Genomic DNA, 19,835 nt, shown 5'->3' with positions numbered 1-19,835 from the left:
TGCGCGACTAGGTCGATGAGTCCGCACCAAGATCCTGACCGTGCCGAATGCCGGCAAGGTCGATCTCGTCGGCGCGCAGGACGGAGGCGATCTATCTCGAATTCTCGGAACCCGCCAGATCGCCGCCCTGGCCTCACCCAGCAATCGATCGTTTGCCCAGCCTGCAAGCGCAGAACGCGAGCACGACCCACGCCGTCCGGTGTCATCGAGTCGCGGACCGGAGCGCAATCAGCGTGCGCGTCGGGTGGGCCATTCAACTTCCGAAGAAGATGAGTCTGCGTGCCAGATCAATCTGCGCGTCAACGCGCCGCTTCTTCCGCTGAGAGCGACGTGGCGACGATCACTGCTCGGCTATGTGGCGATCCGCCGACGGCGCTTTTCCGCTTCATGGCCAGGATGCCCTCAGGGCTCCCGACATCGCATGGAGCCCAAACGCCAATCTGCTGCAGTTCGCGAGGCGCCTGCACCGACGGAGGATAACAAGAGTGCGGCCGGACCTGCCGGTCGGCTCGGTGTGCCATCTGTCGCGGACGCAGCCCTCAATCGTCCGAGGATGGCCGTCTCGGGCTTCACGCGCGCCCTGTTCGAGGCGGATCCGCCATCGTGCTCGCGGTGTCCCTTCATCATCCTAGCATGCGCGCCGCGGGCTTCGTCTGGCGCTGTCGATCCCGCGGTGCTGCCATCACCTTCACCTCATAGGCCTCATCTCGGCAATCTCGCTGCATGCCATCTCGCTGGGGGAGTCGCTGTCATCTGCGCCGCGGTCTCCTGGCTCACGACGCGATGAATCGCTCGGTCGTCGATGCATGGTGGGCCAAGCGCCTTGCATCGGCGACAAACTGCGCAAGCAGCGACTTTAAAACGTCTACACTCCATCGACTGCCTTCCCAATTCTGAACCGGTACGCTGGTGACGGTCGCCCGGCATTTATCATCCCGATAGGCACCTCAACAACAGCGCCGCCGGCGATAACACTTCAAACTGTTCCTCAGTCATCGCAGATATCGCTTTCTGGTATCATGGATCGTGCAGTGCTGTTTGCGCCGCTATCGGCGTCACAATTCTCCGGCGACACGAATGAAGACAAAGCACACCGACACCATCCGGGCCGCTTCACGTCACACTGTTCCGGCGCGCAGCCTACTCCGGCTCTGTGCGGCATCACTGGCTGACCATCATACACACCCATCGCCACCGTGCTGTTTGGTTTTGCCTGCTCATAGCCGGCTTCGGCCTCGTCCCCAGCAGCAGTTCTTTCCTCCTTCTGTCCCGACCGGCCGGACCCTGATCGTCCGATTGACCCTGGCCGCAGCACACTCGTCGATCACCGAGACGCGTGTACCCGTCGGGGGGGAGCGTTTCGAAGGGCGCGCGCTGGCTGGCAATCCCGACATCGACCAATTTCAGCTCCTATGTCGGCCAGGCGCGTGCGCTTCCTGCTCGCCTATCGACGTTGCACACCGGCCAATACACGATTTTCGGCCAGACCGTCCCTCGTCACCAAGCCATCCGAGGCCGCAAACCGAGCTGACAGCGGCAACTGGAGAAGCATGCTGCGCGATGGTCTGTTCGTCGTGCCGCATGCACCCTTCGCAAGCCGCTCGAGTTGGGCAGCCGGTCGGCCGCCCGGTGCAGTAAACCGCGTCGGCGGTCCCCGACTCCAGACGGTGCGCGGCCTGGCGCAGCAATTCGCCGACCTCACATCTCGGGACCATCCGAAGCTTGCCGCGCCAACCTTCGATTGGAACACGAGCCGCAGCGCTCGTGTGCTTGAGGGTCGACTGCATCGCAGGAACAAGGCGCGCCAGCTCGTCTCACCTCTCCGTATCGCAGCGCGCTGAACAGCACGGTCGGCGGCGCCACCATCCCGGTGCGCGACGCCACCTATATATGATCAACGTCGTGGCGCGCTCACTCGATTGCCGAACCGCTCGATCAGGACGCTGCAGAAACTGCAACCTGCCCGACCAGCACCGTGGGCCGAGGCGATCCCGCTCGCGGCGGTGGCCACAGTACTCTCCCGCTACGACGCTGGAGCATCCGACGGATATGCAGCGCGTAACCCGCATTCCCGCGATCACCCGTGCGGACGACCGGATTGGTCGGCGACACCGCTGCCCCGCGACCGTGTCACCCCAACGAAGCCAGCCCGTCGAATAGCTCATCGCCCCAGCTGCCGCCAGGCTAATTCCGGTCAGACCGCAGGCTACGAGTGAGAAAACGCTTAAAGCCAAGGACCGATCGCCCGCCGCCGTGCCCGCTGATGCTGTTCGTCATGGCGACCCCACCATCCCTTCTGACGTGCGTTGCACGACGCTCCAGCCCTGTTCCGGGTCGTTGCTGTGGCGACCGCTCGGCCTGATCGGACGGTGGGTGGAACGCACTCGACGTGCCCGAGCGCGCGCCGCTCGGCTACTCGTCGCAACTCCTCTGGCGTCTGCGCTGATCTGGCATCCTGATCCGCAACTCGGTCCTCCTGATCGTGCAGATCGAGATCTCGTCACCGAAGGCAGGACCCGCTGGCGGGCGGTGTATCGAGGCGACCGAGGCACCGCATGCGGGGTCCCCGAATTGCGCTGACTAGCAGCGGCCCGCGAGCCTTCGCCGCTGATCCCGATCGCACGTGAGGTGTTTTCTGCGGGGACCGATGGCCTATGCCAATGATGGGCGGGCATCATTGCCGCACCGCGATCACACTGCTGTGTTTCCTGCGCTGCGCTCTATGTGGCATGGTTCCGCATCAAGGAGCGAAGCGGGGGCAGGAAAGCGAAGGCGCGCACAGTGAAACGGTGCCGGAAGTTGGGGCAAGCCGAGACGGAAATTTCGGTCGCCCCGCGATAGAACTACTACGCCTCCACGAACCCGTCGCTCGCCCTGAGGAGATTGCGCGTATAATCCTCGTCACGCGGCGCTCGACAAGGTCGCTTGCCGCGAGATTCTCCACCGCCTCGCCGCTTTGCACTCACATCAACCGCTCCACATGTGGGTGATGATGGCGAGGTCGTGGCTGACCATCAGGAAGGTCAGTTGCGGCGCCCGGCGGACCTCTTCCAGAAGGTTGAGCACTTCCGCCTGCCACCGAGGCGTCGAGCGCCGAGTCGGCTCGTCGAGCAGCAGGATCGACGTTCGAGATGAGCGCGCGTGATCGGACCCACGGCGCTGGCGCTGGCGTGGCGCGGTGGCGGCCCGCACGACAATTGAATGCGCACAAGTAAGCAGGGGGGCGCGAAAAAAAGCGGCAGAATCCGCAGCAGGAGGAGGCGAAATTCCGGTTGGTGGGATGATGGTGGCGCCCAGCCCGGGACGAGCACACAAGCCGGAGTTTGCGCCGTGTGGCCCAAAACCGAAACCATCCGGGTCCGAAAGACAGGCGCGAGAATGGCGTTCGACTCATAGCCACCCGCATGGCTGGACTGCGTCTCTTTACCCACATCTTTTTAAATATGCAGCCAGCTACGTAAAGCTAACTGCAGAGCAGGCCAATAATCAACATACTAGCTAGCCATTCCTTACGCGATGCACAGATCGACATATTTTCTGAACATTGCCTACTAACCTTAATGGTATTCGCACGTTGAAAGCAATTAAATCACGAAACAGCGCAACCGACAGTGCCCAAAGCGGGCGGGGCGCACGTGGGCCGCGCCGAAATTAAGCGGCGCGCCGGCAGGGCACCTTCGCCAGAACAAATCGATAGCCTACTATCCGCCCACAAAACAAAAAAAAAAAGAACACAAAAAAAACAAACACATGGATGGCAAGCAGGCTCCTGGGCAGCAGGCGGTCGGCCGGCTGTCTGGCGCGGAAGTGCAGAGCGCCCAGGGGCCGCGAAACCCGTACGGACTGCGTCCTGGGAAGGAGGACAAAGAGGCCGACCCCCCACGCACAGGAGGGCACCACGGGGTCCACTAACGGGCCGAAACACAACCCCAATCACTGCTACTTTGCGGTCATAAAAAGGCCTGTCGCGGACGCGTGGGCCGAGACATATCCTTCACACTATCTACATGTACACAGTCGACTGTGCCCAAATTGACACAGGTGATAGCTCACACCACGAGGGACAGACAGAGCAGAGGCCGAAGCACACTAAAAACCAGAAGCAGAGCCAAGGCAGCCGAGTACCGCAACAAACACACAGGCAATAACCAGACAATAGTGGACCCACCCAGAACCAGAAGACAGAAACGAATAGAGAAAGCAAAACAGAGCAAACAGAGAAGACCGGAGGGACCGTAGCGGGGCCGGGGGGCGCCTGGATGCGGGGCGGCGGCAAGACCCCGCCCGCGGCGTGGATGGCCTCGCAGCAGCAGTCGTCGAATTTTGCCGGAGAGAGCCGGGATGTCCGGCCGACAAACCCAGCGCCGCACAAAAGGACGAAGTCTTTAGCTTATCATATATATAAGATCAACTTATACTGGAATCACATCTCGCCCGGCACTTACTGCACGACACATCGAAAAAAGCTAGACCGCCCCACTATCAGCCACAGCACAAAGCGCACTGACGAAAGTCGATCGAACAATCCGCATCATCAACCCCTACTCCACAAAACCTCCAACCAAACCCAACAACCAACAACACAAAACCTATGTCCGACGGAAACCACGCTGCTGTCAATCCACGACAAGACCCAGTGAGCAAATCACTCCACAGCCCCAAAAGCCAGCCCAAAACAGGCCCACTCCGGCTTGCGGTCGAGCACCGGCAGCGGGTGACGGTCGGCGCCGATCTTGGGCATGCAGTTGAGCAGGCCGCGCGTGTAGGGATGCTGGGCACGGCCGAGTTCGGACGCCTTGAGCTGCTCGACCACCTTGCCGGCATACATGACGATGACGCGGTCGCAGAAGGAGGAGACCAGGCGCAGATCGTGCGAGATGAAGATCAGCCCCATGCCGCGATCGCTGACCAGCCTGTCGAGAATGCCGAGCACGTCGAGCTGCACGGTCACATCGAGCGCCGAGGTCGGCTCGTCGGCAATCATCATCTCCGGCCCGGCGATCAGCATCATGGCGATCATGGCGCGCTGGCCCATGCCGCCGGACACTTCATGCGGGTGCAGGTCGAAGACCCGGGCCGGGTCGCGGATCTGCACCGCCTCCAGCATCGCCAAAGCGCGGTCGCGCGCCTCGGCCTTGCCGACCTTTTCATGCGTGCGCAGCGTCTCGACGATCTGGCGGCCGATGCTCATCACCGGATCGAGCGAATATTTCGGATCCTGCAGGATCATGGCGATACGTTTTCCGCGCAGCGCCCGGCGTTCGCGTGGCGAGACGCTGAGCAGGTCGATGCCGTCGAAGGCAAGCTTGTTGGCCGATATCCGGGCCTGCGGCGGCGTCAGCCCCATGATGGCGCGGCCGGTCTGCGATTTGCCGGAGCCGGACTCGCCGACGATGCCAAGCCGTTCGCGGCCAAGCGAAAAGGAAACCCCGCGAACCGCCTCGACAATACCGGTGCGGGTCGGGAAGGTGACGCTGAGATTCTCGACATCGAGAAGCGTGCTCATTGGTCACCACTGCGGGGATCGAGCGCGTCGCACAGGCCGTCGCCGAGCAGGTTGAAGCCAAGGCTGACGATGAGGATGGCGAAGCCCGGCGCACCGGCCACCCACCACTGGTCGAGCACGAAGCGGCGGCCCGACGCGATCATGGTGCCCCATTCTGGCAGCGGCGGCTGCGCGCCGAGGCCGAGGAAGCCGAGGCCAGCCGCGGTCAGGATGATGCCGGCCATGTCGAGCGTCACCCGGACGATCAGCGAGGAGATGCAGAGCGGCATGATGTGGCGCAGCACGATGCGGAAGGGCGAGGCGCCCATCAATTGCACCGCCTTGATGTAATCGGAATTGCGCACGGTCAGCGTTTCGGCGCGCGCAATGCGCGCATAGGGCGGCCATGAGGTGATGGCGATGGCAAGCACCGCATTCTCGATGCCGGGGCCAAGGGCGGCGACAAAGGCCAGCGCCAGGATCAGCTTGGGGAACGCGAGGAAGATGTCGGTGATGCGCATCAGGATGGCATCGGTCCAGCCGCCGGCATAGCCGGCGACGGTGCCGACGAGCAGGCCGATCGGCGCGGCGATGATGGCGACCAGGATGACCACGTAGAGCGTCCAGCGCGAGCCATAGAGGATGCGCGAAAGGATATCGCGGCCAAGGTCGTCGGTGCCGAACCAGTGCTCGGCGCTCGGCGCGAGCAGGCGCGACCCCTTGAGGTCGCCGAATGTCGGCGAGTAGGGCGCCAACACGCCGGCAAGGGCGGCTACGACCAGCAGGGCAATGATGATGAGCAGGCCGAGAAACGCCAGCCTGTTGGCGGAAAAGCGCCGCCACGCGACATAGGCGCGGCCGAGCCTTGCCTGCATGCGCGACGCCGGCCGCTCGCTGAGCAGCCAGTCGCGGCGGGTCTGGATGGCGCCGGCGCTCATGCGGACTTCGTCCTCGGATCGAGCACCCGGTAGAGCAGGTCGGAGAGAAGGTTGATGGCGATGAACACCGAGCCGATGACGATGGTGCCGCCGAGTACCGCGTTCATGTCGGCGTTCTGCAGCGAGTTGGTGATGTAGAGGCCGATGCCCGGCCAGGAAAACACCGTCTCGGTCAGCACCGAACCTTCGAGCAGCCCGGCATAGGACAGCGCGATCACCGTCACCATCGGCACGGCGGCGTTGCGCAGCGCATGGCCCCAGATGATACGGGTTTCCGACAGGCCCTTGGCGCGCGCCGCGACGATGTATTCCTGCGACAGTTCGTTGAGCATGAACGAGCGCGTCATGCGGCTGATATAGGCGAGCGAGAAATAGCCGAGGAGCGAGGCCGGCAGAATGATGTGCCGAAAGGCATCATAAAAGACGTCCCACTGCCCCTGCATAGCGGAGTCGAGGAGATAAAAACCAGTAATCGGCGTGAAGGTGTATTCATAGACGACGTCGAGCCGGGCCGGGAAAGCGACCCATTGCAGCTTGGCGTAGAACAGCACCAGCGCCAGCAGTCCCAGCCAGAAGATCGGCACGGAATAACCGATCAACCCGATGATCCGCACAATCTGGTCGATGAGGCTGCCGCGCCTGACCGCGGCCAGCACGCCAAGCGGCACGCCGAACAGCGCACCGATCAGCGTTCCCAGCGTCGCAAGTTCCGTCGTTGCCGGAAGCGCACGGCGAATATCGGTCATGACCGGATTGGTGGTCAGCACCGAGGTGCCGAAATTGCCGTTCAGGGCATTTTTCACATAGATGTAGAACTGCTCGACCAGCGGCAGATCCAGACCCATTTCGCGGCGCGTGCGCTCGACGACATTGGCCGGCGCCCGATCGCCGAGCACCGCCAGCACCGGATCAATCGGGATCACACGGCCGATGAAGAAGGTCACGGCGAGCAGACCAAGATAGGTCGTGACCGCGATGACCAGAAACCGGCCGAGCGATGATGCAAAGGCGACGGCGCGGGCGCTGCCGCGCCCGCCCTCGTTTTCAACCGCACTCATGCGCGGGCACTATTCCTTGGAAACCGGCCCGACGAAGTTGCTGTCGAAGCTCGGACCGAGTGCGAAGCCCTTGAGGTTCTTGCGCAGGCCAGCCACTTCCAGCTGCTGGTGGATAACGACGAAGGGGCTGGTGTCGAGGATCTTCTTCTCCAGATCCTTGTACATATCGGCGCGCTTGCCCGCGTCCTTCTCGAGCAGCGCTGCTTCCGTCTGCTTGGTCAGGTCCGGAATGTCCCAGGCGTTGCGCCAGGCCAGCGTCTTGGTCTTGGCTGCATCCGAATTGTCGGGGTTCGAGGCAAAAGTCTGGGCATTGGAATTCGGATCGAAATAGTCCTGGCCCCATTGGCCGATATAGATATCGTGGTTGCGGGCGCGGTACTTGGTCAGCGTCTGCTTGCCGTCACCAGGGATGATCTCCAGCTTGATGCCGGCCTGGCCGAGCGTCTGCTGGATCGATTCCGCCATGCCGGTGATCGGCTGGCCGGTGCGCACGTCCATGGTCACGCTGAAGCCGTCGGCCAGACCGGCCTTGGCCAGTAATTCCTTGGCCTTGGCAACGTCGAGCTTGAACGGATTCTCGTCGAGTTCACCCAGCACGCCCTTCGGCAGGAAGGTCTGGTGGATTTCGCCGATGCCCTTGAGGATGGTCGAGCCCAAAGCATCATAGTCGACCAGATATTTGAACGCCTGCCGCACCTCGGGCTTGGCGAGGTTCGGGTTCTTCTGGTTGAGGCTGATGTAAAAGACCGTGCCTTTTGGGGCGCTGGTGGATGTGAGATCGGCATTCTTGGCGATGGCGTCGAGGTCGTTCGGCTCGAGGTTGCGGGCAACGTCGATGTCGCCGGCTTCGAGCGCGAGGCGCTGGGCCGAGCTTTCCTTCATGTTGCGGTAGATGACGCGGGCCAGCTTGGCCTTTTCGCCGTAGTAATTGTCATTGCGCTCCATGACGACGGCTTCGTTGGCGCGCCATTCGCGCAACTTGAAAGCGCCCGAGCCGGCATAGCCGGTCTTCAGCCAGGCATTGCCGAAGTCATTGTCCCATTTGTAGTCGGCGCTCGGCGTCACCGCTGCGACATGTTCCTTGACCAGCTTGGCGTCGACGACCGACGCGACCGTTGCCGACAGGCAGTTCAAGACGAAGCTCGGCGCGTAGGCCTTGTCGACGGTGAACTGGAAGGTGGTGTCGTCGACCGCCTTGGCTTTGTCGGTGACGTTGTCGCCGCTGACGCCGAACTGGCCGATGATGAAGGCCGGGCTTTTATCCAGCTTGACGGCGCGCTCGAACGAATAGGCGACGTCGGCCGCGGTGATCGGATTGCCCGAGGCAAATTTCAGGCCGGGCTTGAGCTTGAAGGTGTAGGTCAGGCCGTCGTCGGAAACGGTCCAGCTTTCGGCAAGGTCGCCCTTGACCTTGGAGGTGTCGCTGAGGTCGAGACGGACGAGCAGATCATAGGTGTTGCCGGTGACCTCGGCGGTCGACAGTTCGAACGCCTCGCCCGGATCCATGGAGATGATGTCGTCGATGGCGAAACCTTCGACCAGCGTGTCGGCGGGTGTGACCGCGCCAGCCGGGGCGCCGGCCAGAAGCAGCGCGGACATGGCTGCGCCCGCGAGCAAGATGCGAGAGCGTAGAGCGAACTTTTCCATCATCATTGTGATTGTTCCCTGTTTTGTTGTTTGTTGGCCTGAGTTCCCGGCTCAGGTTTGCAGAATTTTTTTCGGCGCCGAACACCGGCCCTCCGACCTCTTAACGTTGCGGTTTTTGTCCAGTTGGTCAACACCCTATTCGGCGGTCTTCCAGTCGGCAACGAGCATTTGCAAGACTGCGTATTGGACCAGAATGCGCTGTGGCGAGTCGATGCATGCGCCGGCTAATTGGCGCCGTTAATCGGGAAAAATCTGCTAATTTCAGAGCTACTTGAGCGCAGTGACCAGCCCGGCATCGGGAAAGCAGGTGGCGGCGCGACCGTTCTTGGTTTGCCACTTGCCGATCGAACGGCGGGTCTTGAAGCCGGGCAGGCCGTCGGCGCTGCCGACATCATAGCCTTTGGCCTCCAGCGCCCGCTGCAAAGCGGCGATGTCTGACCGGTAGAGCCCACCGACCGCGCCCCAGCTGCCGGCAAAATTGCTGTCGCCATGGGCGATGCGATCGGCGCCGTGGCCGATGAACAGCGCATAGAGGTCGCTAGTGTTGTATTCCTTCAGCACGTAGAAATTGGGTGTTGCGATGAAGGCCGGCCCGCTGCGTCCGGCCGGCATCAGCAGAAACCCCACGGCCTTCAGTTCGCTTGCCGGAAACGGCTTTCCGCCGACACGCTTGATGCCCATCGCCGCCCACTCAGAAATCTTCTTGCCCTGGTCAGGACCTTCCAGCGAACAGGACACCGCTTCCGGGACAGTCACCTCAAAACCCCAGCCACGCCCCCTCACCCAGCCATAGTGGACGAGATAGTTGGCGATCGAGGCCAGCACATCCGGCGTCGAATTCCAGATGTCGGCGCGGCCGTCGCCATCGAAGTCGACGGCATGTTTCAGGAACGAGGTCGGCATGAATTGCGGCTGGCCGAGCGCACCGGCCCAGGATGATTTCATCGCGCCGACCGGGGCCAGCCCGCGCTCGACGATCTCGAGTGCCGCAAGCAGTTCGGTGCGAAAGAAATCCTTCTTGGTCGACATGAACGCCTTGGTGCCCAGCACTTCGAAGGCGTCGTAGGGCATTTTTGCCGCGCCGAAGCCGGTTTCACGCCCCCAGATCGCCAGCAGCACCTCGCCCGGCACGCCATAGCGCTTCTCGACGGCCGCCAGCGTGCGGGCACTGGTCGCTTCGCGCGCCCGGCCGCCAGCGGCCACTGCACCTATCGTCTTCTCGGCGAAATAGGCGCCGGGCGAGCCGAACTCGGCCTGGTGCTGCTTTTGCGGCGTGGTCGCCTTCTCGCCCGGCTTCACCAGGTCAGGCAGCTTCAAATTGGGCTTGATGCCGTCGAAAGCGGCATCGAAGGTTTTCCTGGAGATGCCTTTCGCCTTGGCTTGCGGCCACAGGTCGTTTTGCAGCCAGGCACGGAACTGGTCGTCGATCTTTGCGGCGGAGGCGGGGGCTGCGGCGCCCAGGGCGATAAGGATTGCGAGGAAAATCGCAATGGCCAGTTCGTAGAGCGGGGCGCGAAGGAATGCAGTCATCTCAGGAGCATCCTTCTCCGCCAATTGCGTCAAAACGCCGTCCGCGAGCGCAGCGCTGCGGCCAGCGTGCCTTCATCGAGATAATCGAGCTCACCACCGACCGGCACGCCATGCGCCAGACGTGTCACCTTGAGGTCGAAGCCGGACAGTTGGTCGGTGATGTAATGCGCGGTGGTCTGACCCTCGACCGTGGCGTTGACAGCGAGGATGATCTCCCTGACTTCGCCGCCGGCGACGCGGTCGATCAGCTGACGGATGTTGAGCTGGTCGGGGCCGACGCCGTCGAGCGGCGATAGCGTGCCGCCGAGCACGTGGTAGCGCACATTCATCGCTGCCGCCCGCTCCAGCGCCCACAGGTCGGAAACGTCCTCGACGACGATGATGGTGCCAGCGTCACGGCGCGGATCGGTGCAGATCATGCAGGGGTCCGCCGTATCGACATTGCCGCAGGTCGAGCAGATGCGCACCTTGTCGGCCGCCTCGGCCATGGCGGCGGCGAGCGGCGACAGCAGTTGCTCCTTCTTCTTGATCAGGTGCAGTGCCGCGCGCCTGGCCGAACGGGGACCCAGGCCCGGCACCTTGGCCAGGAGCTGGATCAGGCGTTCGATCTCGGGACCGGCGATTCGCTTGGACATCGCTCTGATCTAGGATTTTTCAGAGCTCTTTGGAACATCCCGCGACCGCATGAGCCGCCATATTACACTTGCGGACCCATGGGGCGGACCATGGACTGCAGATCAGTTGGCTTCGAGCGGCCGGCCCTGGCTGACGATCATCGCGCCGATGGCATCGGTGTTCTCAGGCGTCGACTGGAACCCCATCGCCGCCTCTTGCGGCGCGTTCGCAACCGAGGAGATGACCGGCTTGGCCAGAGTTCCGCCAAAACGGGCGGCATCCGGTTCTTCCATCGGCTCCTGCATCGCCACCACCGTCGGCTCCACCGAGACGCGCGCGGATTTCGCGGTCGGCGCCACCGAGGCGGTCATGTAGGTTTGTTGGGCAGGTGCGGACCGAACTGTCGCCGGCTTGGCCGGACGCACCGGCTCGGCGGAAGCGACCAGCGTCACTGGCGCGGCCGGCTTCACCATTTCGGGAGCCGCCGAGGCGATGGCGACCTGCGGTTCATCCGGCAGCGGCTGCCAGTTGCGGCCACGCTTCTCGTAGAAGGCATTGCCGCCGGCAACCATGGTGTAATGCATGTTCTTGTACGGGAAGCGCAGCCCGGCGGTGTGGAAGTACATCGTGTTCTTCAGCTTGGCCTTGCGCTCACCCTTGAGCACGGCATCGGCGGCTTCCTCGACATCGGGCATCGCCCGCGAATTCATCGACCGGGTCATGACGCCGGGCGCGAACTGCCCACGCTCGCCTACCACCTCACAGATGGTGCTGCCGTGGTTGCCGGAGCGCAGCCGGTTCATCACCACCGTGCCGACCGCGATCATGCCGTCGCGGCTCGACCGGTTGGACTCGAAGAACATCGCCCGTTCCAGACACTGCTTGTCCTTCGGCGTGTGGCTGTATGAGCGGGAGCTCAGGAAATTCGGCGTGATGGCGTCGGTCAGGCTGGCTACGGACATGCCGTGTGAAGTGGTCTGGCTACAGGCAGCCAAAAACAGGGGTGAAATGACGGCGCCGAGCAACAGCGGCGTCTTCCATCGCATGACAATCAAAAGGTAACCCTCATTTCGACGCCCGCCCCCAGGCTGCGGCAAGAATGAGACACTTTCAGGCAAAATGATGGCTAAAACGTTATTAATGAGGCACTGTTGCCAAATTGGAACAGTTGCGTGGCTTTTCCCGGTTACCGCCCAGCCGGTATCGCGGCCGACTGGCCAGGTTCAAGCTCTTCGACCTTCTCCGAAAACAGGCCGCGCCTGAGGAACAGCACCAGCGCGTCCCTGGCCGTTGGCGCGATCTTTCCCGGCCAGTCGCTTTCGATGAATTCGGCCTTGGTGAAGTCCGGATTTGTCTCGCCGGCCGCCTCCAGGAATTCGGCGATCTCGAGCACGATCACGCGCTCGTCCCTCGACAGCGCCGACGTGCCGGCCTCGATCGACGGGCGATGCACGTAATCCTCGAACAGGTCGAAGTAGCCCTTGATGCCGACGAGATCGACACCGGCGTCGCAATCGGCCAGGATCTCCAGGACCTCGTAGATCCGGTTGCGGACACGCTGCTCGATCAGTCTTTCGGAGGGCTCTTCGGTCATGGCGCGCTGCCGCTGAAACGTTAGAAGGGCAGTTTCATTCCTGGCGGGATCGGCAGGCCGGCGGTCAGCGCCTTGGTCTTTTCCTGCATGATCTGCTCGACCTTGGTCTTGGCGTCATTGTGGGCGGCCAGCACCAGGTCTTCCAGGATCTCGACATCGTCTTCCTTGAACAGGGACGGGTCGATCTTCAGCGACTTCATCTCGAATTTTCCGGTCAGCGTCACGTTGACCAGGCCGCCGCCGGCCTGGCCGGACGCCTCCAAGGTGGCGATCTCGTCCTGCATGGCCTGGAACTTGGCCTGCATTTCCTTCGCCTTGCCCATCAGGCCGAGAAGATCTTTCATGGTCGGGTCCTTTGCGGATTCGTGCTGTGGTCAGGTCTCGTCGTCGTCCGCCGGCGGCTCGACCGGCACTTCGGCCTCGGCCGTATCGGCTTCCGGCGCGTCGGGAATGCGCACGTCGATGATCTTGGCGCCGGGGAACCGCGCCAGAATGGCGGCAACGGTCGGATCGCTCTTGGCGTCGAGGAAGGCGGTCTCGCGCTTGGTCGATTCCATTTCGGCGAGCGTCTGGCCGCCCTCCTCCTTCGACAGCGAGACCAGCCAGCTGCGGCCGGTCCAGGCACGCAGCTTCGTCGTCAGGTCGTTGAGCAGCATCTTGGGTGCGTCAGCTGTCAGACCGACGTCGATGCGGCCGGGCTCGATGCGCACGAGACGGATACAGCTCTTGACCAGCACCTTGAAGGCGATGTCACGCTGCGCGTCGGCAAGGGCAACGATGTCGGCCAGCGATTTCAGCGGTACCTGCTGCGTCTCCAGCACCGGCTGAGGGGGCGCGACGAAGGCGACAGGGGCGGGCGTGGCCTCGACCAGCCGCATGGTCTGCGCGCCGCCTGGCCCGGATGGCATGCGGCTTTGTGTAACCGCGCTGGCGCCGCCACCATTGCCGGACTCCGTCGGCGCGCCATTGGGGCGCGACGCGCCATTTTGAACCGGCGCCGCGCCCTCGAGCGATCTCAACGCCTCGTCCAGCGTCGGCAGGTCGGCGGCGTGGGCCAGCCGGATGAGCACCATCTCGGCGGCACTCACCGGCCGGTTGGAGGATTGCACCTCGGGAATGCCCTTGAGCAGCATCTGCCAGGTCCGCGACAGCACCCTGACCGACAGCGTCCTGGCGAAATCCGCGCCGCGTTGGCGCTCGTCCTGCGACAGCGCCGCATCGTCGACGGCCGACGGCACGAAACGCAGCCGGGTGACGAGGTGGTTGAACTCGGCAAGATCGGTCAGCACGGCGGCCGGATCGGCGCCGGTATCGTACTGCGCGCGGAACTCCCCAAGCGCTGCCGCCACATCACCCTTCATTACATGCTCGAACAGGTCGACGATGCGGGCGCGGTCGGCCAGCCCCAGCATCGCGCGCACCGCATCGGCGCTGACACTGCCCGCGCCATGCGCGATCGCCTGGTCGAGGATGGAGAGCGAATCACGGGCCGAGCCCTCGGCGGCGCGGGCGATCATCGCCAGCGCGTCGTCGTCGACCGAAATGCCTTCCTTGGCCGAAATCGAGGAGAGGTGCGCGACCAGTGCGCTGGCGTCGATGCGCCTGAGATCAAAGCGCTGGCAGCGCGACAAAACGGTGATCGGAACCTTGCGGATTTCGGTGGTGGCGAAGATGAACTTGACGTGCGGCGGCGGCTCTTCCAGCGTCTTCAGCAGGCCGTTGAAGGCCTGGGTGGAAAGCATGTGCACTTCGTCGATGATGTAGACCTTATAGCGCGCCGAGACCGGAGCGTAGCGCACGCGCTCGATGATGTCCCTGATGTCGTCGATGCCGGTGTGCGAGGCGGCATCCATCTCGATGACGTCGACATGGCGGCCTTCCATGATCGCCTGGCAATGCTCGCCGAGCACGGCAAGCTCGACCGAAGGCTGGTCTGATGTGGCGGTCTTGTAATTCAGCGCTCGCGCCAGAATGCGCGCCGTCGTGGTCTTGCCGACGCCGCGTACGCCGGTCAGCATCCAGGCCTGGGCAATGCGGCCGGTGGCAAAGGCGTTGGTGAGGGTGCGCACCATCGGCTCCTGGCCGACCAGCTCGGAGAAGTTCGAAGGACGGTATTTGCGCGCCAGCACACGATAGGCGGCGGCCTTGTCCGTTCCCGAATTTCCGGCTTCGCTCATTCGCCCGTAAAGCTCCAAATAACCGCGCCCGAAGGCGGCCTATTCCTGCGCATAGTCTCGCCCGCGCTGCAATGCGTCGTCAATGTCGCGAGAGGGGCCGATGAGGTGGGAGGCTGGAACAATGACCCGTTCCGGGCTCGTTAGGGCTGCTTCCTTCCGGACCTGACCCGGTTGGCGAGTGGATCGTCCACCACCAACCTCCCGCTTCCCATATCGGCAATTCGGCGATGAAATGCAAGTGCGCAGGCAAATCAGCGGCGCGAACCGCTGCGGATCAATGATTCGCTTGCAGCCCTGTTGCTGCCGCTCTAGCGTCATGAGTTTGAGGAAACCAAGAAAAGCAAGGGAAACGCCGATGCTGCCGGGCCTGGAGGCCGGATTCACGCTGGACGCCCGGCTGGAGGCGGACAGCGAGCAATTGATGTGGCTTGGGCTGTGCGAATTGCGGGTGATGAACGATCGTCGCTGGCCATGGCTGCTACTGGTGCCGCAGCGGCCGGGCGCGGAGGAAATCCACGACATGACGCCACTCGACCAGGCGATGCTGACCTTCGAGACCAATATGGTGGCACAGGCGCTGAAAAAGGTGACCGGCTGCACCAAGATCAACACCGGCGCGCTCGGCAACATCGTGCGCCAGTTGCACATCCATGTCATCGCGCGTTCGGAAGGCGATCCCGGCTGGCCGGGCCCGGTGTGGGGACATGGCCTGCGTGAGCCCTATCAGCGTTCCGACCTGCGCCGGTTTGCCCAAACGATCAAGGCGGCGCTATAAGCCTTCCCCGTGTCCATCCCAAAGCATCAGAGTCCGCATGAGCTTCCGCCTGTTTGACGCGCCGTTGCGCGAGCCGAGCCAGTTCGTCGGCTTTGCCGGCAACATGATCGACCGGCAATCCGAGAACCGCGCCGACAATTCCGTCGACAAGGCGCTCGCCGATCCGACGACGCGACTGCTGTTGATGAATGGCGGCCGGCTCTATCTGAAGCTCGGCGAGGGTGGCGGTCTCGACCCCTGGTTCGGTGCCGCCGAGAGCAAGCCCTTCAAGGTTTCTTTCGCCCAGGGAGTCCTGCTCGGCTTTTCCGAACGGGGACCCGTGCTGGCGGTGCCCGCCGGCGTCGACGCCGAACATCTGCCCGAGACCATCAAGGCAATCGACTACCGCTCGGTCTACATGCAAGGGCTGATCGACGAGGCGGCAGCCGGCGCGATGGCGCAAGGTGCCGCCCTGCTCGCCTGGCACGCAAGCCATCGCTTCTGCAGCAAATGCGGCACCGAATCACAGATGCGGGCCGGCGGCTACAAGCGCCATTGCCCAAATTGCGGCACCGAGCATTTTCCGCGCACCGACCCGGTGGCGATCATGCTGACGGCAACGCGGGAAAAGTGCCTGCTCGGGCGCGGCCGGCATTTCGGGCCAGGCATGTACTCGGCCCTTGCCGGCTTCATCGAACCGGGCGAGACGATCGAAGCTGCGGTGCGCCGCGAGACCCTGGAGGAGGCCGGGATCCGGCTTGGCCGCGTCGTCTACCATGCCAGCCAGCCCTGGCCGTTTCCCTATTCGCTGATGATCGGCTGCTTCGGCGAGCCGCTCAACGATGACATCCAGGCCGACCTCAACGAACTGGAGGACTGCCGCTGGTTTGCCCGCGACGAAGTGCGTTTGATGCTGACCAGGGAGCATCCCGGCAATCTGATCACGCCACCGAAAGGCGCCATTGCCCATCACCTCATTCGCGCCTGGGTCGACAGCGAATGATGGCAGTCAATACCGAAAGACATTGCAGGAGCAGAAAATGATCCGTCACACCGTCGTCTTCACGCTGAAGCATCCGCCGCATTCGCTGGAGGAAAAGAGGTTCCTGGTCGACGCCAAGAAAGCCCTCTCGGCGATCAGGGGCGTCACGCATTTCGAGCAATTGCGGCAGGTCAGCCCCAAGAACGACTATCGCTTCGGCTTCTCGATGGAGTTCGCCGACCAGGCCGCCTACACGAGGTATAACGACCATCCCGACCACGTCGCCTTCGTGCGCGACCGCTGGGTCCCGGAAGTCGAGACCTTTCTCGAAATCGACTATGTGCCGCTGGGCGCGGTGATCTAGTCGGCCACCTTCCACTGCTCGCGCGATTCGCTGGCCGGGTAGACGCCCAGGATCCGCACTTCGCGGGAGAAGAAGCGAAGTTCGTCCAGCGCCAGCTTGACCAGCGGATCGTCGGGATGGCCCTCGATGTCGGCGTAAAACAGCGTCGCCGTGAAAGCCCCCAACTGGTAGCTTTCCAGCTTGGTCATATTGATGCCGTTGGTGGCAAAACCGCCCATCGCCTTGTAGAGCGCGGCCGGCACGTTGCGGACGCGGAAGATGAAGGTCGTCATCATCCTGGTGTCGGCTGACGGACGCTCGGCCCACTGCTTGTTCTTGGTCAGAACGACAAAGCGGGTGACGTTGGAGTCGGTGTCCTCGACATTCTCCTCGATGATATCGAGCCCGTAGAGCGTCGCGGCCAGCGCCGGCGCCAGCGCCGCCATGGTGCGGTCCTTGACCTCGGAGACCAGCTTGGCGGCACCCGCCGTGTCGCCCGCGACCACTGCCTTCCAGCCGTTCTTGCGAATGTATTTGCGGCACTGGCCAAGCGCGTGGATGTGGCTGTGGACGGTCTTGATCTCATCGCGTTTGACGCCGGGCAGCACCATCAGCTGAAAATGGATCGGCAGGAAATATTCGCCAACGATATGCAGCTTCGATTCCGGCAGCAAATGATGGATGTCGGCGACGCGCCCGGCAATGGTGTTCTCGATCGGGATCATGGCGAGATCGGCCTTGCCCGTCTCGACCGCGTTGAACGCATCCTCGAAGGTCGGGCACGGCAACGGCTCCATCGAGGGATAGACGTTGCGGCTGGCGGTGTCGGAATTGGCGCCCGGTTCGCCCTGGAAGGATATTCTGTTGGTCTTTTCAGGCATGCCCAAGTCTCGATTCAAAGTGTCTCTGGTCGAAGGGATTGTTCAGTTTGAAAGGATGGTTCTGGCGCGTTCGAGGTCTTCGGGCGTGTCGACGCCAAGCGGCAGCAAGCGAACGATCTCGGCGTCGATGCGCATGCCGGCTTCCAGCGCCCGCAGCTGTTCCAGCCGCTCGCGCCGTTCGAGCGGCGACGGCTTCAGCGCAACGAAGCGCTCGAGTGCCGCGCGGCGATAAGCATAGAGGCCGACATGGTGATACAGCGCGCCCTCGCCCCATGGTGCGGTGGCGCGGGTGAAATAGAGCGCCCTCAGCCGGGTGCCGGAGAGCGGCGAACCGACGATCTTGACGACGTTCGGATTGGTCTTTTCCTCGTCGCGGACGATCTCGACGCCGAGCGTGGCGATATCCACCGCGGCATTCTCGAAAGGCCTTAGCGAAGCGATGATGATTTGCGGATCGATCGTCGGCAGGTCGCCCTGCACATTGATGATCGTTTCGACCTTACGCTCAGGATCAAGCGCGACCAGCGCCTCGTGGATGCGGTCGGAGCCGGATTCATGGTCCACGCGCGTCATCACGGCCTCGAACCCGTGCGCGCGCACCGCTTCCGCCACGCTTTGCGTGTCGGTAGCCACCACCACCCGGCCGAGGCCGGCCTCGGCAGCGCGGCGGGCGACATGGACGATCATCGGCGCGCCGGCGATGTCGGCCAGCGGCTTGCCCGGCAGGCGGGTCGAGGCCATGCGGGCCGGGATCAGGATCAGCGTGGACATGCGCGTTGCAAGACGTCTCGAAAGAGGAAGGGAAAAGTGGCAAAAGGTCTCACTGGAAGCGCCCTTATAGGTGTTGCAACGCCCGAGCAAAAGACCTAGTTTCCGCCCGATTTGACCGCCTTCGCAGGGTGGGTCACGATACCGACGGACGGAGTGGACGGTTCGGTCCGCCGGAAAAGGGAGCAAGGGGCGTATGGATTCCAACGAAGTCAACAAGCTGCTCGCCGGATTGCTCGGAACCGTTTTCGTGGTCTTCTCGGTCGGCCTTGTGTCCGATGCGCTGTTTGCCTCGCCGGCCCCGGAAAAACCCGGTTTCGCCATCGAAGCTGCCGAGCCCGCGGAAGGCGGCCCGGCCGCTCCTGCCGCCGCAGCCAAGCCGATCGCCGACCTGCTGGCGACCGCCAATGTCGAGGCGGGCGCTGCCGTGTTCAAGAAATGCCAGGCCTGCCATTCCGGCGAAAAGGGCGGCCCCAACAAGGTCGGCCCCGATCTGTGGGATCTCATCGACCGTCCGGTCGCAGAGCATGAAGGCTTCGCCTATTCGGCCGGCATGAAGGAATTCTCCAAGGGCGGCACCGAGAAGTGGACCTACGACAACATCAACCACTTCATCACCTCGCCGAAGAAATTCGTGAAAGGCACGGCCATGGGCTTTGCCGGCCTGCCCAAGGACGAGGACCGTGCCAACGTCATCGCCTATCTGCGCACGCTGTCGGAGAATCCCAAGCCGCTGCCGGCGCCAGGGGCTGCCGCCGATGCGACCGCGCCCGCCAAGCCTGCCGATGCAGCCGCCCCGGCGAAGCCGGCTGAGGCTGCCGCTCCCGCCAAGCCGGCGGCGCCCGCGGCTCCGGCTGCGCCAGCTCCCGCCGCACCGGCACCGGCGCCTGCCCAATAAACAAATTGTCACCTCGACGATCTTGAAAAAGCCGGGTTCAGCCCGGCTTTTTTGTTAGGATGATCGCATATGCAGCGACAAAGCCGCGCATTGCGGTTTTCACGAGCGGCAAATCATCTAGATTGCCTGTCTGGATTGATCAGGGACACGCAGCGCGAAGAGGAT

At 63.1% G+C, this 19,835-nt stretch carries 17 protein-coding genes and 1 other RNA gene; 4 read left to right on the top strand and 14 right to left on the bottom strand.

Annotated features, from left to right (window positions below):
- Nucleotides 1-2,967 precede the first annotated feature (2,967 nt).
- The 12 genes from ACFSOZ_RS32315 to ffs form a co-directional block, all read right to left on the bottom strand.
- Entirely contained in the window at nucleotides 2,968-3,192 is a 225-nt protein-coding gene (locus ACFSOZ_RS32315) for an ATP-binding cassette domain-containing protein (protein WP_379104889.1), read from the bottom strand.
- Between the two features lie 1,453 nt (nucleotides 3,193-4,645).
- Complete coding sequence (locus tag ACFSOZ_RS32310; protein ID WP_379104886.1) at nucleotides 4,646-5,506, bottom strand: ABC transporter ATP-binding protein; 861 nt, start codon at nucleotides 5,504-5,506, stop codon at nucleotides 4,646-4,648.
- Entirely contained in the window at nucleotides 5,503-6,423 is a 921-nt protein-coding gene (gene nikC / locus ACFSOZ_RS32305) for a nickel transporter permease (protein ID WP_379104883.1), read from the bottom strand. Before nikC ends, ACFSOZ_RS32310 begins: the two co-directional genes overlap by 4 nt.
- Nucleotides 6,420-7,481 (bottom strand): ABC transporter permease, encoded by a 1,062-nt coding sequence (locus tag ACFSOZ_RS32300; RefSeq protein WP_379104881.1) that lies wholly within the window; start codon nucleotides 7,479-7,481, stop codon nucleotides 6,420-6,422. The genes nikC and ACFSOZ_RS32300 overlap by 4 nt, the downstream gene beginning before the upstream one ends.
- Nucleotides 7,482-7,490: 9 nt before the next feature.
- On the bottom strand, nucleotides 7,491-9,134 hold the full coding sequence (locus tag ACFSOZ_RS32295) for an ABC transporter substrate-binding protein (RefSeq protein WP_379104879.1): 1,644 nt from the start codon (nucleotides 9,132-9,134) through the stop codon (nucleotides 7,491-7,493).
- A gap of 261 nt (nucleotides 9,135-9,395) precedes the next feature.
- Nucleotides 9,396-10,658: a lytic murein transglycosylase gene (locus ACFSOZ_RS32290; protein ID WP_379104877.1), complete on the bottom strand. Its 1,263-nt coding sequence runs from the start codon at nucleotides 10,656-10,658 to the stop codon at nucleotides 9,396-9,398.
- Nucleotides 10,659-10,687: 29 nt separating this feature from the next.
- On the bottom strand, nucleotides 10,688-11,293 hold the full coding sequence (recR, locus tag ACFSOZ_RS32285; protein WP_379104875.1) for a recombination mediator RecR: 606 nt from the start codon (nucleotides 11,291-11,293) through the stop codon (nucleotides 10,688-10,690).
- A gap of 102 nt (nucleotides 11,294-11,395) precedes the next feature.
- Nucleotides 11,396-12,328 carry a cell wall hydrolase gene (locus ACFSOZ_RS32280; protein ID WP_379104874.1) on the bottom strand — a complete coding sequence of 311 codons (933 nt, stop codon included), beginning with the start codon at nucleotides 12,326-12,328 and terminating at the stop codon, nucleotides 11,396-11,398.
- A gap of 131 nt (nucleotides 12,329-12,459) precedes the next feature.
- A complete protein-coding gene (locus ACFSOZ_RS32275) occupies nucleotides 12,460-12,867 on the bottom strand; it encodes a hypothetical protein (RefSeq protein WP_379104871.1) in 408 nt (135 codons plus the stop codon).
- Between the two features lie 20 nt (nucleotides 12,868-12,887).
- Nucleotides 12,888-13,211: a YbaB/EbfC family nucleoid-associated protein gene (locus tag ACFSOZ_RS32270; RefSeq protein ID WP_013527931.1), complete on the bottom strand. Its 324-nt coding sequence runs from the start codon at nucleotides 13,209-13,211 to the stop codon at nucleotides 12,888-12,890.
- Nucleotides 13,212-13,241: 30 nt separating this feature from the next.
- Nucleotides 13,242-15,044, bottom strand: a complete 1,803-nt coding sequence (locus ACFSOZ_RS32265; RefSeq protein ID WP_379104869.1) for a DNA polymerase III subunit gamma/tau — start codon at nucleotides 15,042-15,044, stop codon at nucleotides 13,242-13,244.
- A gap of 105 nt (nucleotides 15,045-15,149) precedes the next feature.
- An RNA gene (gene ffs, locus ACFSOZ_RS32260) (signal recognition particle sRNA small type) lies at nucleotides 15,150-15,246 on the bottom strand.
- Between the two features lie 153 nt (nucleotides 15,247-15,399).
- Between ffs and ACFSOZ_RS32255 the strand changes: the two genes are divergently transcribed.
- The 3 genes from ACFSOZ_RS32255 to ACFSOZ_RS32245 are packed head-to-tail and all read left to right on the top strand — an operon-like array spanning nucleotide 15,400 to nucleotide 17,144.
- A complete protein-coding gene (locus ACFSOZ_RS32255; protein ID WP_379104867.1) occupies nucleotides 15,400-15,819 on the top strand; it encodes an HIT domain-containing protein in 420 nt (139 codons plus the stop codon).
- A 37-nt stretch (nucleotides 15,820-15,856) separates the two neighbouring features.
- Nucleotides 15,857-16,801, top strand: coding sequence for an NAD(+) diphosphatase (gene nudC, locus ACFSOZ_RS32250; protein ID WP_379104865.1), 945 nt, complete (start codon nucleotides 15,857-15,859; stop codon nucleotides 16,799-16,801).
- 37 nt (nucleotides 16,802-16,838) lie between these two features.
- Nucleotides 16,839-17,144 (top strand): Dabb family protein, encoded by a 306-nt coding sequence (locus ACFSOZ_RS32245; RefSeq protein ID WP_379104863.1) that lies wholly within the window; start codon nucleotides 16,839-16,841, stop codon nucleotides 17,142-17,144.
- Here the strand turns inward: ACFSOZ_RS32245 and ACFSOZ_RS32240 are convergent.
- Nucleotides 17,141-18,004 (bottom strand): prephenate dehydratase, encoded by an 864-nt coding sequence (locus tag ACFSOZ_RS32240; RefSeq protein ID WP_379104861.1) that lies wholly within the window; start codon nucleotides 18,002-18,004, stop codon nucleotides 17,141-17,143. The genes ACFSOZ_RS32245 and ACFSOZ_RS32240 overlap by 4 nt on opposite strands.
- A 42-nt stretch (nucleotides 18,005-18,046) precedes the next feature.
- On the bottom strand, nucleotides 18,047-18,775 hold the full coding sequence (locus ACFSOZ_RS32235) for a 3-deoxy-manno-octulosonate cytidylyltransferase (protein WP_379104860.1): 729 nt from the start codon (nucleotides 18,773-18,775) through the stop codon (nucleotides 18,047-18,049).
- Nucleotides 18,776-18,968: 193 nt separating this feature from the next.
- Between ACFSOZ_RS32235 and ACFSOZ_RS32230 the strand changes: the two genes are divergently transcribed.
- Complete coding sequence (locus ACFSOZ_RS32230; RefSeq protein ID WP_379104858.1) at nucleotides 18,969-19,670, top strand: c-type cytochrome; 702 nt, start codon at nucleotides 18,969-18,971, stop codon at nucleotides 19,668-19,670.
- Nucleotides 19,671-19,835 lie beyond the last annotated feature (165 nt).

The sequence above is a fragment of the Mesorhizobium newzealandense genome (assembly GCF_042682145.1).
In the GTDB taxonomy this organism is placed as follows: Bacteria; Pseudomonadota; Alphaproteobacteria; order Rhizobiales; family Rhizobiaceae; genus Mesorhizobium; species Mesorhizobium newzealandense.
Note: the sequence above shows the minus strand (reverse complement) of the source record. Positions and strands in the feature narration are given on the sequence as shown.